General features: G+C 59.0%; 10 protein-coding genes and 1 pseudogene. 4 read left to right on the top strand and 7 right to left on the bottom strand.

What is annotated here, in order from left to right; genetic code table 11:
* Positions 1 to 185 precede the first annotated feature (185 nt).
* Complete coding sequence (locus DLM46_RS08465; RefSeq protein WP_115100301.1) at positions 186 to 938, top strand: cupin domain-containing protein; 753 nt, start codon at positions 186 to 188, stop codon at positions 936 to 938.
* A gap of 412 nt (positions 939 to 1,350) precedes the next feature.
* Here DLM46_RS08465 and DLM46_RS08460 read toward each other — a convergent pair whose 3' ends face one another.
* From DLM46_RS08460 to DLM46_RS40115, 5 genes and pseudogenes are all read right to left on the bottom strand, one after another.
* Complete coding sequence (locus DLM46_RS08460) at positions 1,351 to 2,505, bottom strand: porin (protein WP_115100300.1); 1,155 nt, start codon at positions 2,503 to 2,505, stop codon at positions 1,351 to 1,353.
* A gap of 234 nt (positions 2,506 to 2,739) precedes the next feature.
* Positions 2,740 to 2,874, bottom strand: coding sequence for a hypothetical protein (locus DLM46_RS40895; protein ID WP_279635172.1), 135 nt, complete (start codon positions 2,872 to 2,874; stop codon positions 2,740 to 2,742).
* Positions 2,875 to 2,902: 28 nt separating this feature from the next.
* Positions 2,903 to 3,646, bottom strand: coding sequence for a DUF4198 domain-containing protein (locus tag DLM46_RS08455; protein ID WP_115100299.1), 744 nt, complete (start codon positions 3,644 to 3,646; stop codon positions 2,903 to 2,905).
* 70 nt (positions 3,647 to 3,716) lie between these two features.
* Positions 3,717 to 5,771 (bottom strand): PepSY domain-containing protein, encoded by a 2,055-nt coding sequence (locus tag DLM46_RS41100; RefSeq protein WP_115100298.1) that lies wholly within the window; start codon positions 5,769 to 5,771, stop codon positions 3,717 to 3,719.
* Positions 5,772 to 5,805: 34 nt separating this feature from the next.
* Positions 5,806 to 6,030 (bottom strand): annotated as a pseudogene (locus tag DLM46_RS40115) (omega-aminotransferase AptA); the annotation flags it as partial.
* A 189-nt stretch (positions 6,031 to 6,219) separates the two neighbouring features.
* Between DLM46_RS40115 and pdxR the strand changes: the two are divergent.
* Positions 6,220 to 7,689 carry a MocR-like pyridoxine biosynthesis transcription factor PdxR gene (pdxR, locus tag DLM46_RS08440; RefSeq protein ID WP_115100297.1) on the top strand — a complete coding sequence of 490 codons (1,470 nt, stop codon included), beginning with the start codon at positions 6,220 to 6,222 and terminating at the stop codon, positions 7,687 to 7,689.
* A gap of 55 nt (positions 7,690 to 7,744) precedes the next feature.
* Here the strand turns inward: pdxR and DLM46_RS08435 are convergent, their stop codons facing one another.
* Positions 7,745 to 7,987, bottom strand: a complete 243-nt coding sequence (locus tag DLM46_RS08435; protein WP_115100296.1) for a transcriptional regulator — start codon at positions 7,985 to 7,987, stop codon at positions 7,745 to 7,747.
* A 28-nt stretch (positions 7,988 to 8,015) separates the two neighbouring features.
* Positions 8,016 to 8,447, bottom strand: a complete 432-nt coding sequence (locus tag DLM46_RS38970; protein WP_133300312.1) for a hypothetical protein — start codon at positions 8,445 to 8,447, stop codon at positions 8,016 to 8,018.
* Positions 8,448 to 8,974: 527 nt separating this feature from the next.
* On the opposite strand from DLM46_RS38970, the gene DLM46_RS08430 reads away from it, so the two are divergent.
* Positions 8,975 to 10,768, top strand: a complete 1,794-nt coding sequence (locus DLM46_RS08430) for a methyl-accepting chemotaxis protein (RefSeq protein ID WP_115100295.1) — start codon at positions 8,975 to 8,977, stop codon at positions 10,766 to 10,768.
* A gap of 276 nt (positions 10,769 to 11,044) precedes the next feature.
* Complete coding sequence (locus DLM46_RS08425; RefSeq protein ID WP_115100294.1) at positions 11,045 to 12,382, top strand: ArsB/NhaD family transporter; 1,338 nt, start codon at positions 11,045 to 11,047, stop codon at positions 12,380 to 12,382.
* Positions 12,383 to 12,440: the final 58 nt, after the last annotated feature.

Genomic DNA, 12,440 nt, shown 5'->3' with positions numbered 1-12,440 from the left:
CGCATGCGCATTGCCTGCAAAAACCACCCGGCGAACCCGCAATTCAGCAGCAAATCGCATGCGCAGACCTCGTGAGCACTGCTTCGGTCATCGTGACGGGGCGCTTTTCAACAGCCTGCTAGGTCCAGGTGCGACCCAACACAACCTGCGTCTGACAAAAAGAATCTGAACGACTGGAACACAACATGTCCAAATTGCAGCAAGCAGTAGCGGAGCATTGCAGCTCCCGATCGTTTATCGATCTACGGAAGTTCGCGTCGGATAAAAGCCAGGGGATTGAGGCGATTGGTTCGGCCGACGAGAGTCGCTTCCTTTCTAGTCGCCGCGTTCTAGATTGGCCGCCGGGGCCCGTGAGCGCGGGCGTGATAGCGCTCGACGCAGGATGCGGTGTGGTGCCGCCTCAGCCGGCAGATGAATTCATCATCGTTGCGGAAGGGGAGATCACGTTGACGCAAGCCGAGCGTGCGCTAACGCTGGGGCCAGGCGACAGCGCGGTGCTGGGTCATGGCGCGGAGTTTTCTTGGTCGGCGCGAGGGCCCGTATCGGTCATCTTCATGCGTTACCAGGGCAGTCAGTATGCTGACGGGAAGATTGTCCCGATCCAGCCAGCGCCGCAATTGGAGCCGTCGGGCACGCCGCCCACGGAATTGCTACTCACGCCCGCGCCGGTCTGCCGTAACTTCACGGACTACCGCTCTGCGGATGGAGAATTTGTCTGCGGCACTTGGGATTCAACACCCTATCATCGTAGTGCAATGTTTTATCGCCATTGCGAACTGATGTATCTCCTGGAAGGCAGTGTCACATTCGTGGACGAATCCGGCAGAACGGACACCTTCGAGCGCGGTGACATTTTCCTCGTTGAGCAAGGCGCGCAGTGCAGTTGGGAAAGTCGCGAGCACGTCGCAAAGATATACGCGATTTATCGTCCGGTATAACGCCGCCAATCGTCCGCGAATCACGTCCTTGGTGTAGCTTCGCCCGCAGGCAGTCCATGTCTGCGGGCTTTTTTTGGCGCGCCACGTGTGGGTGCACTCACGCGGATGCAAGTTCAGTCATAAGAGCGATGGACCATACGATGCTATCGTCCATTCGTGCACGCGTTGTTCTTGCATGCGTAGCGCTGGTAGTTTTCTCCGTCGTCTCCAGCACCGCGACCGACTATTCGAGCCTGCAGCAGACGGCCGCATCGCGATGGACCAATCTCGGGGACAGTCAACCAGTCGGCCGCGGCGGACCGCGAGGCCGACGAGCGATCGAGCATCGCGACGCAAATCGCTTCGCGCGGTGGTGAGATCGTGTCTGATGCGGTCGGCACAATGGGAGAGATCGAGCCTGCCTCAAGCTCTGCTAGAAGCGATGCCGGATGCCGATAACTACTTGCGCTTGGCTCTGAGTTGTGGAGGCGGTCAGGCCCGTGAGGTTTGCGACCGCCTTCCCACCGGTCGAATCAGTGCCCGACGCATGCTGGTAAACAGCGACTGTGTAAAGGTCAGTTCGCTTGGAAAGGAAGTAGTCGGCCCCGATCGTGCCTTGATTGTAAGTTGCACCGTTGACGCCATATCCTTTCAGGTAGTTATAGGCGACGCCGAGGTGGAGGGCCGGCGTGAGTTGATAGCCGACATTGACTTCAATGTCGTGGAATCTTGCATCGCCGCCTGCGCCGGTAGCCGGGAGACCCCGTAGCGTCCCGATATCCTTGAACTGCGTGTTGCTGTAGTCAACGCCAAACGTAGCGGCACCAACGGCATAAGAAGCGCCTGCGACGAAGATCTGCTGTCTTTTCGCGGACGCATAGCCGGAATACACGCGGCTTGCAGTCATGTTGGACCCCGTAGTGCTTGAAGCCGCGGTATTGCCAAAATAGGAGAAGTTAGGATCCCGCGCGTCGACGAAGGCGGCGCCAAGCGTGAGCGGTCCCAAATTGTAGTTCGCCCCGACTGACCAGATCTGGTTCTGGTTGAATGTCCCAGCGACACCGCCGAAGCTGTAGAGGCCCGCGAACGACAATCCACCGTACGACACACTGCGAAACTTGATCGCGTTGTTGACGTGGTTGCTGCCATCTGTGTTATCTACATCGCCAGGATGGGCGCTGGCGTATCCGCCCCACATCTGTGCCGCCACGAACATGTAGGTCAAGTCGTTAATCAAATCATATTGACGCCCGAACGTAACGGTACCTATGTTCGATGATGAAAAACCGACATAGGCTTGGCGTCCGAACTCGTCGCCCCCTTGACCGAGCTTTCCGTTCGCAACACTGAAGCCGTTTTCAAGCACGAAAAGTGTTTGCAGTCCGCCGCCGAGATCTTCAGCGCCTCGCAGCCCCCAACGGTCGCCACTGAGATTTCCGGCGACCATCGAATACTGCTTGTGGCCACCAATGTTGTTCGCATAGTTCATGCCGACGTCGATCAAACCGTAGAGTGTGACGCTATTCTGAGCATGTGCCGTAGATGCAAACGAGGCTATGAAGGCCGCCGTAATCAAGGACTTTTTCATATGAATGTCTTGTGGTTGGATAAAAAAAATCTTCACTGTCTCACTCCAATCTTTTAGACAGTCAGCGAGGTCACGCGGCCTGCCCTTGGACGACTCTTTTTGGATCGCCGCGCACAGTCGAGAGCCTGCCGAAAGCAGGTGCAAACCCCTTCGTCACGCTGGTTGCAGTGCAGCGCTTCCGGGAAAGATGAAAGCGCCGGCAACCAGAGTTGCCGGCGTCCAGGGACGCCTTCCTTACTCGATGACGAAGCGCGCGCTGCTCGTCGACTTGTCTTCCATCGTCACGAGAGCGATCACCTTGTCGCCCTTGACAAGCTTCACGCCGCGAGCGGCCGCAGCAAGTGCGGCCAGGCCGGAAATTCGTTTCATGGGAGGCGCTCCAGCAGATAACGATTGATCACTCGGGCAGGTGCTGCAGCACGAACGATAGTGTGGCCTCATGCTCGTCGCTGTTCGTCTTCGCGGGTTCCGTCGGCGGCGTATCGAGTTTCGCAACGACTACGTTCAGGCCCTGGTTGCGCACCTTGATCGTCACGGTGCCGTCGGCGCCGGTCTTCAGCGGTTCGGAATCGGGGTCGTTGAGGAGGTCTGGCTGCACCTCGGCGCCGGGCGCGGGCTTGCCGGCGTAGAGCACCCGAACCGTGAGCGGCTGGCCCATCTGATCCGGCAGCCGCTTGCCGACCGGCACGATCTGCAGCTTCTGCCCGGGCAGTACGGGCATCGCCCCATCCAGAGGCCGGCGCAGATGCACCCCGTACTTGAATGTGTGCAAGCTGATCGTGGCGTTGGGCACCTCGTCCTTGCCCTTGTTGTACCACTTGCCGTCCGCCGTCTTGCTCCACAGGCCGTTGTCCATGATCCCGGCAACGATTGCCGGCTGGTTGTCGGTATTCACCACGAGCAGCGGGCCGCTGGGCGAGAGCTGCGTGGAGACCTCCTTGCCCTGCTCGTCGTAGGCCGTGACGCTCTTCACTTTTTGCTGGCGCTTGATGACATCCAGGTCGTCGCCGCCGATGCCGTAGATCAGCGCCAGCTGGTTCGAGCGCTGCGCAAACCAGATGCCATGGGCCTGCGCCAGGCTGGCTGCGCCCATGCCTGCAACTATGCTTGCCACGATAGCAAGCTTTCCCGTGATCCTCATTTGTGTCTCCTTCAGTGGTTGGCAAAAAACGGTTTGTTCACAGTTTTGCCGACAGTGCCGGCTTTTCCATCTACAGATCGAGTACTAGCCTCCGGCTATTGGCACGCGAACAGCAGGGAGTGAAGCGATCGTTCCTATTCTTCTCGTCGTCGGAGAGAAACACGTCACGATGCTGCGGTTCGCCTTCCAGCACGCGCGTTACACAAGTGCCGCAGACGCCTTGCTCACACGACGTCGTAATGTGGATTCCGTAATCCGCCAAAGCAGCCATTACCGTCTTGTCTGCAGGGATACAAATAGTCTTGCCTGTGCTTGCAATCGTGACGTCGAATTCGACATTGCTGTCGGATTCCCTGCGTTCAACGCTGAAATATTCCCTGTGAATCCGGTTTTTGTGCCAGCGTTTTTGCAGTGCGGTGTCGATGACTGCATTCATGAATGCTTCGCCGCCGCATACGTATAAGTGCGTTTCGGCATCGTGCGTTTCGAGAAGCGCGGCTAGATCCAGCCGTTGCTGTTTCTGGTCTTCCGTGAAGTGGAAGAAAACGCGGTCGGCGAATTTCGAGCGCTTGATGCGGTCGACAAAGGCTGCGCGCGCCGGCGAGCGCGCAAAGTAATGCATTTTGAAATCGGCTCCGAGATCCGCCAGGTCTTCCGCCATGCAAAGAATCGGCGTAATACCGATACCACCCGCGATGAGCAGGGAATGCTTCGCGGATTCCACGAGCGGGAAGTGATTTTTCGGAGCACTGACGTCAATTAAGTCGCCTTCCTTGACCTGCTCATGCATGGCCCTCGACCCACCGCGCGTCGGTTCCGCCCGCATGACGGCAATGAGATAGCGATGTCTTTCCCCAGGAGGATTGCACAGTGAGTATTGTCGAACCTTTCCGCCGGGTACATGAATATCAATATGGGAACCGGCCGAAAACGGCGGCAGCGCTTTTCCGGCAGGGTCGACAAGTTCAAAAGATTGAATGTTCTCCGCTTCGGCCGTTTTCCTGGCCACTTTCAACGCGAGCGTCGTTCGGGGCGACACGGGAGCCGGCCGACGGCGTTTGCCGCGCAGATAACTGCCGATGCCGGCGCAAGCCAATACCGGTACAGAGAGCATGCCGATCAGTTGCAGCACTTGCATAAATCCGCCACTCAACCATCCGTAATGCAGCGCAAGCGCCGTCAGGTAAATTCGATGACCTAAGCTGTTCTCGGCATATGGCGTAAAACGCAACACTTTGCCTGTGCTCGCATCGAGACTGACATAGGAAAACGCATTGACATGCGATGCGTCGCGTGCGACAAGATCGATGTTGAAAGCATCCCCGGGCTTGCCAGGGTAGCGAATGCGGGCATATTTTGGTTGCGGCACCAATGCCTGTGCGCGTTGCCAGAGGGCCTCGACTGGCAGGCGTTGCGCATCGGCCTGCACGACCAATCTAGGAGAGGGTGCGGGGGGCTTCGAGGCCGTCAGTGTGTAGAGCGCATCCCTCACGAATTGAAACGATTGCAGCGCGCCGGTGAGCGCGGACGCAAGTAGGATGAGGCTGACATAGACGCCAAGGGTTTTGTGCAGATTGAGCCAGCGCGCGCGACCGGTGATGTTGGGCTTGATCGTGACGGCGCGCCTGCGTTTACGCAACGCCCCTGGAATCCACACAGCCAAGCCGCCACCGACCAGGACAATCGCGAATGTCAGCGCAAGCGTTCCAGCGACGACGCTTCCATTCTCCAGAAACTGAAAGCTGTGTAGTCTGGCCATCGTACCGAACAGGCCGCCGTAACGATGCTCGCTTCCAAGCACTTCGCCAGTGCATGGATTGACGTAGTACCACCGGTCGTCGCTGAGTAGAACACGCGTGCTGGAATCCGCATCGTCGTATATGCGCAGCTGCTTTGGTCGGCCTGCGACTGGATTGGAAGCGCTGGCATTGGCAATCAACGTATCGAGCGGTAGGCGCTGTTTGCACAATGCTACTTTGAGCAGATCGTGGTAGATGACGGGTTCGAGTGGCGCCCGAAACAGCATGCCCGCGCCGGTAACCGCCACCATGACGACGAATAGACCGATGCTCAGGCCGATCACGCGATGTAACTGAAGAATACGCTCACGTAGAGATACACGCATAGGACCCCCAATAACTGGAATGACGTTGGCTTTGATTGCCAGTCATCGGCTCGACGATGACTGCTGCGATGGATGAGGCGTCGTGCGGCGCCGCCAGTCGCTCGAGGTCAGATGCGAGGTGAGCGCCCCACGTGGGCCGGTTCTTGGAGAAGGCCATGTCTGGAAGGCTGTGGGTATGAGGCAGATGATCAACGCCCGGCAGTATCATCGTTGCGAATTTCCTGCGATTAGTAACCATGCCTCCCACCGAGATGCCGCCCAAAAAGTGCGTTAGGAGTAAACCCGATAAGAGAGGATTCCAAAATAACGTTCCATGATGCTTAATATCTGTAAGATCCATGAATTTCCCGGCACACTTCGACTTAAGGCTTGGGTCGATGGCGAGACTTGACAGTACGCGTACCCGCGGCGAACCTATGAGTCCAATTCAAAAAGTTTGATAGGTCCAATGGCTGACTCGTTACTTGCTGACCTCCTGATCGGGCGTCTCCGTCGGGACGGGTCCGTACCCCTGCAGATCCAGATCGCGAACGGGATCCGAGACGCGGTATCCGACGGCACGCTGAAGGCTTCCGCACGTTTGCCGTCTTCCCGAACGCTCGCGGCGGCATTAGGGGTCTCCCGAATAACCGTTGTAACGGCTTATGACAGGCTGTCGGCCGACGGCTATCTCCATACCGATTCCACGAGCGGTACGCTTGTCTCCGACAAGCTGCCGCAATCGATGAAGTCGGCGCCTCGGGAATCAACCGCACGAACCCTGTCCGAGCGCGGGGAGCAACTGATACGCGCTCCTGCGGGCATCCAGGAACGCAAGGGGGCGTTCGTGCCGGGCGTCTGCGATACGGATTATTTTCCTTATCAGATATGGAGGCGTATCCAGAATCGCTATCTCGGGGAGCAGCATGCGGACCTCATGGGCTACTCCAATCCGGGCGGATATCTCCCGTTGCGCCGCGCGCTGTCGGAGTATTTGCGCGTATCGCGCGCGGTTCGGGCCTCCCCGGAACAGATCATCGTAACAATGGGGAGCAATCAGTCGATTGACCTTTGCTCACGCATTCTGGCCGACGTGGGTGAACTGGCCTATGTTGAAAACCCTTGCCACTGGGCAACGCCAATCCTGTTGCGCGCCAACGGGCTGGAAGTGGAGGCTATTGCTGTCGACAGTAACGGTATGAAGCTCGAACGATGTTTGCGCCGGCCTCGACTCGTAGTGATCACACCATCGCATCAGTTTCCAATGGGGGTGACGTTGTCGGACGAACGGCGTGCTCTTCTGCGTGCGGCCGCTGAGCGGTGGGACGCATTCGTTCTGGAAGACGACTATGACAGTGAATTCCGATATGACCAGCGTCCGCTTCCGTCTCTTCAAGGCGTCGATGAAAACGGCCGTGTCATTCTGATGGGAACGTTTAGTAAGGTAATGTACCCCGGCATGAGGCTCAGCTATATAGTCGTTCCGCCCGACCTGGTCGATTCCTTCGCAGCCGCTTCGTTGCGCTTATACAGGCCAGGGCACCTTTCCTTGCAGGCAGCAATGACAGACTTTATGGCGGACGGTCATTTCTCGACGCACATTCGGCGGATGCGCGATATCTACGGTGCAAGACAATCGGAATTGCTCCGATGTCTGGACCAGTGCTTTGGCGATGCACTTGAAACATCACGGAACGCGGCGGGTCTGCATATGACAATCAGGATCCGGGATCTGGTTGACTTCGATACGACTGTATCGCGATCGCTTGAACAGGGAATTTACCTTCGCAGGCTGCACACGTTCAATCAAGGCGATCCAGGATTTCGTGACGGATTTCTGTTGGGGTTCGGCGCACTCGATATCGAAGCCATCCGTCCCGCTGTCCAGACCTTCGCCCGTATCGTCGAGAGCGTAATATCCGTGCCGGATTCGCGGTAATGCCCCTCAGACACTTCTCGGCAAGGGTCGTACAGCTAGTCGAGGCATCGAGATTTTATCCAATGGAATGATCAGGTCTTTTCCCATTCCACTTCAGGATTTCTCCGATGTAGGACCGTCCCGTCTCCGGCATGCTTCGAAACTCAGGCGACTCGCTGGGCAGGAGCAGCCTGTCGAGCGTATGCCTGGCCAGGCTGACGCGCCGCGCGAAGTCATCACGGCCCATGCCTAGCTGTTTCATCGCGAAGCGCAGAAAGTCCTGCTGAGCGAGGTCCGAAATCCTCTCCGATGTCGTCATCGAATGCTCATAATATCGATAAGTATGACTAATGGACCCGGCGCCAAAACCAATGCGTCGGCAAGCTCGGCGGTGATGATTCGGCTTTCTCATTCAAAGTCGCGAAGGAATCCTCAGATCGATGCCGTCCGGCTTGCAGCCGTGACTCATTGCGGTTATCTCCGATGAGATGCGTGCGCTCGGCATTGATCGGCGAGTGGGTCGACATAGATCCTGAAGTCGCGAAAGGGATGTAGATCGTTCCATAGTACTGACTGACGGCGCGCAATTGCGTCGTCAAATACATGCCGAAAGAAGGCGCATGTCGCAATTTGCAATGGGCTGCCGGCATTTTCTGCTGCGAGCGCTCAACCACCGTTCCGTCGCCCCGGGGCCGGCGCTGACAGCGTATCGGGAAACGTGCTGGATCGTGGACGACGTTGTCGAAGACCGCCCTGGCGGCTTCGAGTAGCACTGACATGAGTGCGCTTCGATCAAGGCCTCAAGCACTGGATGCCCGTTCGGTCAGGCGTACTTCCGCCATCGGCTGACCGGCCCGCTCACGGCGTGTCTTTTCAACGTTGGCCGTGCACCGTCGGAATCAATGCAAAGTGCTGTGTCAGGGAGTGAAAAACGCGTGCAATCTGCTGAATCGTGCCACTAGCCGGTGAAATGTGCGGGCCCTGGAGGCGTACGATCTTGTCGTCACGGAACGAATCAAAAGGATACCTGAATGGATAGCTCAAAAATCCGGGCTTGATGATCGGCGAGTCCTTTGGTCGGCGGGCGCGATCGCACGTGAAATTCCGCGCAGATGTTTTTCTTTCGCCAGCATAACGGCGCGTGGAGCATCTTCCAGAGCCGCCGCAGGATCGGGCGATAACATTGGCTCCCTTTGTACGAGGAAGGGGCGACATAAAACAAGGGCCCGTGGGTAACGTCCATCGTGTCGTCCACCCAAAAAAGTGTACTTGACGCAGATCAGTTATCAATAAAAGAGGCTTTACGATGTTATCGTCGATTCGCGCTCGCATTCTTTGCGCTTGCATAGCCCTGGTAGTCTTCTCAGTCGTTTCCAGTACCGCGACTAACTACGTCATCACGAAGGCGAACAATGACGAGACGATTGACCGCAACCTGACCTCGGTTGCAGGCGACCATGCTGTCGCGATCGGTGAATGGGTCGCCTCGAACACCCGGATGATTTCGTCGCTGCAGGATGTGGCGCTGTCGTCCGATCCGATGCCCGCGCTCAAGCAGGTCGCTGCCGCGGGTAAATTCTGGGACGTTGGCGTCGGCTATGCCGATAAGACGGCGAAATTCACCGATTGGCCCAACATCCCGGCCGACTATGATCCGACCAGTCGCCCCTGGTACAGGAAGGCCGTGCAGGCCGGTAAGCCGATCGCCATGCCTTACGTGAGCACCAGCGGCGCATTACTGGTCGGGATCGCAGTTCCGGTCGTGCGCAACGGTGTGGTGAAGGCTGTCGTAGTGGGGGACATCGCGATGGACAGCGTGGTTGCGAATGTGAAAACAATCCATCCGACTCCGGCAAGCTTCGGCATGTTGATCGATGACAGCGGCCGGATCATCGCGCATCCGGAACCGAAACTGATATTCAAGCCTGTCACTGATGTCGCGGCGGATTTCGGCAGGATGGCTCCCGCTTCGTTCGCGGCGGCCAGAACGCCCATCGAGCTGACGGTCAGTGAGAAAGCGAAACTGGTGCGCGCCCAATCGGTACCGGGAACGGACTGGCACGTTGTCATCGCTCTTGACAAGTCCGAGGCGACCGCCGGGATGCGGTCGCTACTGACTGCCTCGCTCGTGTCGCTCATCGTGATCGTTGGCATCGCGTCGCTATTCGTCGGCGCAATCACGACGACTGCGTTCCGCCGGTTGTTGCATGTCTGTCATGCGATGGCGGCTATCGGTTCGGGCACCGGTGACCTGACCCAGCGTCTGCCGGCCGACGGGCGCGACGAAGTGGCCGACATCGCGCGCTCGTTCAACCGCTTTGTCGACAAACTGCAACGCGTGATGGTTCAGATCCGAGATGCGAGCGAATCGGTGCGTGCCGCCGCGAACGAGATCGCAGCGGGAAGCCACGACCTGTCGTCGCGCACCGAGTCGGCTGCGGGGAGCCTGCAGCAGACGGCGGCATCGATGGAGGAAATTACCGGGACGGTCGATCAGTCTGCCGCGGCGGCTCGCGAGGCCGACGAGCGTGCGGCGGTCGCAGCGAAGATCGCGTCGCATGGCGGTGAGGTCGTGTCTGCCGCGGTTGCGACGATGGCAACGATTGAAGAAGCGTCCGACCGGATCGGTGAAATCATTGGCGTGATCGACGGCATTGCGTTCCAGACCAACATTCTCGCGCTGAACGCTGCTGTCGAGGCCGCGCGCGCGGGCGCGCAAGGCCGGGGTTTCGCAGTCGTCGCGCAGGAAGTGCGCAGCCTCGCGCAGCGAAGCGCGCAGGCTGCGCGCGAAGTCAAGGAACTGGTCGAGTCGACGGTCGCAAGCGTCGCAGCGGGCTCGGGCCAGGTGCGTCTGGCGGGTGAGACGATGAACGAGATAGTCACCAATGTCGCGAATGTTACAACGATCATCTCCGAGATCACATGTGCGGCCGACGAGCAGACGCGCGGGATTCAGGAAGTCAATCGCGCGGTCACGCAACTCGACGGGATGGTGCAGCAGAACGCGGCGCTTGTTGAACAGTCGGCAGCGGCAGCGACCGAGTTGCAGACACAGGCCAGCGCGCTAGCATCCACCGTCGGACAGTTCAAGATCGAGTAAGACGACGGCGTGCTGCGGTCAATCGGCGAAACACGGCCACTTTCGTCGACCCATCCCGGCCGCTCGTGCCCGCTTTCAGCGAATGGCGGGTTGCGGAGTACTCCAGTCGTCGCCCATAATCGCCGTCTAGCGCGCTGTTCTTCATAGTGGTCGCGGATCTCACCCGGGCTCCGGCTGCCTCCACTGGGAACTGACACCATGCCATCTGACCTCCGGCCCCCTGTTTCTCCGACTACAGTCCCACCGGAAGGTACGGGACGACGATCGCCCCTCCGTATGGCCGGCTGGCTTTTCGTGGCAGTCGTCCTAGTTGGTCTGATTGGTCTGATCGCGGCTTTCCTGTTCAGGACCGATCCCGGCCCGGCACGCACTGCCGTGCTGGGCATTCACCATCGCGCGCCCGAACTGGCAGCGATCATCATCTTCGCCGCGACCTACCTGGTCGTCGCCGTCGGCCGGGTTCCTGGCCTGCACCTTGACCGGGCCGGCGCGGCGCTGGTCGGCGCGAGCCTGATGGTGGTCTGCGGGATCATGACGCTCAAGGAGGCTTACCAGTCCATTGACTTCGACACGATCACGCTGCTGCTCGGCATGATGATCGTGGTCGCCAATCTGCGGCTTTCCGGCTTCTTCCGGCTGGTCAACGCGTGGATGGTGACGCGCGCACGCCATCCGGTCATCCTGCTCGCTGCGGTGACCTTCGTTTCCGGTTTCTTCTCGGCCTTTCTGGTCAACGACACGATCTGCCTGGTGTTGACGCCGCTGGTCCTCGGGCTGGTGACGCAGTTGCGGCGCAATCCGGTGCCCTACCTGTTGGCGGTGGCAATGGCGTCGAATATCGGCAGCACGGCGACGATCACGGGGAACCCGCAGAACATCATCATCGGCAGCCTGTCGCAGGTTCCGTATGGGACGTTTGCGGCCACGCTCGCACCGGTGGCCGGAATCGGGCTGCTGCTCACGGTGATCCTGATCGCACTAGCATTCCGGCGCGAATTCTGGACCCGCGACAGGCTCCATGCAGAACCGCAGGCGCCGCGCGCGAACTCGCCGCTCGTGATCAAGTCGGTCATGGTGACGCTCGCGATGGTGGTGGGGTTCTTTGCTGGTGTGCCGTCGGCCAAGGTGGCGATCGTCGCGGGCGCACTGCTGCTGCTCACCCGACGTGTCAAGGCCGACAAGGTCTATCGCGAAATCGACGGATCGTTGCTGATCATGTTCGCCGGACTCTTCATCGTTGTCGCCGGACTCGAGAAGACGGTCCTGTCGCCGGAGATCATTGCGGCGGTGGGCCGCCTGCAGCTCGACCGGCTGCCGGTCCTGAGCGGCATCACTGCGGTGCTCTCCAACATCGTAAGCAACGTACCCGCGGTCCTGGTGCTGAAACCCTTCATCGCCCATCTTCAGAACCAGCAGCACGCCTGGCTCACGGTGGCGATGGCGTCCACTCTGGCTGGCAACTTCACGATCCTGGGATCGGTCGCCAACCTGATCGTCGTGCAACGGGCACGCGCGCAGAACGTCAAGATCGGCTTCGGGACCTACTTCAAAGTGGGCGCGCCACTGACCGTCCTGACCATCGCGGTCGGCGTACTGTGGCTCTCCGTCAGATAGGTGTTCCAGAGATTTTGTCGTTCGGACCAGGCGAAAGCGAAGGACGCCTCCAGGCTTG

This window comes from Paraburkholderia lacunae (assembly GCF_003353175.1).
Lineage (GTDB): Bacteria > Pseudomonadota > Gammaproteobacteria > Burkholderiales > Burkholderiaceae > Paraburkholderia > Paraburkholderia lacunae.
This window is presented reverse-complemented; position numbering and strand designations above follow the sequence as displayed.

Coding starts and splice junctions, on each gene's coding strand:
- DLM46_RS08460 (WP_115100300.1), bottom strand. CDS start 2,505: ATGAAAAAGTCCTTGATTACGGCGGCCTTCATAGCCTCGTTTGCATCT.
- DLM46_RS38970 (WP_133300312.1), bottom strand. CDS start 8,447: ATGTCAGTGCTACTCGAAGCCGCCAGGGCGGTCTTCGACAACGTCGTC.
- DLM46_RS08430 (WP_115100295.1), top strand. CDS start 8,975: ATGTTATCGTCGATTCGCGCTCGCATTCTTTGCGCTTGCATAGCCCTG.
- DLM46_RS40895 (WP_279635172.1), bottom strand. CDS start 2,874: ATGAAACGAATTTCCGGCCTGGCCGCACTTGCTGCGGCCGCTCGCGGC.
- DLM46_RS41100 (WP_115100298.1), bottom strand. CDS start 5,771: ATGCGTGTATCTCTACGTGAGCGTATTCTTCAGTTACATCGCGTGATC.
- DLM46_RS08425 (WP_115100294.1), top strand. CDS start 11,045: ATGGCCGGCTGGCTTTTCGTGGCAGTCGTCCTAGTTGGTCTGATTGGT.
- DLM46_RS08465 (WP_115100301.1), top strand. CDS start 186: ATGTCCAAATTGCAGCAAGCAGTAGCGGAGCATTGCAGCTCCCGATCG.
- DLM46_RS08435 (WP_115100296.1), bottom strand. CDS start 7,987: ATGACGACATCGGAGAGGATTTCGGACCTCGCTCAGCAGGACTTTCTG.
- pdxR (WP_115100297.1), top strand. CDS start 6,220: ATGGCTGACTCGTTACTTGCTGACCTCCTGATCGGGCGTCTCCGTCGG.
- DLM46_RS08455 (WP_115100299.1), bottom strand. CDS start 3,646: ATGAGGATCACGGGAAAGCTTGCTATCGTGGCAAGCATAGTTGCAGGC.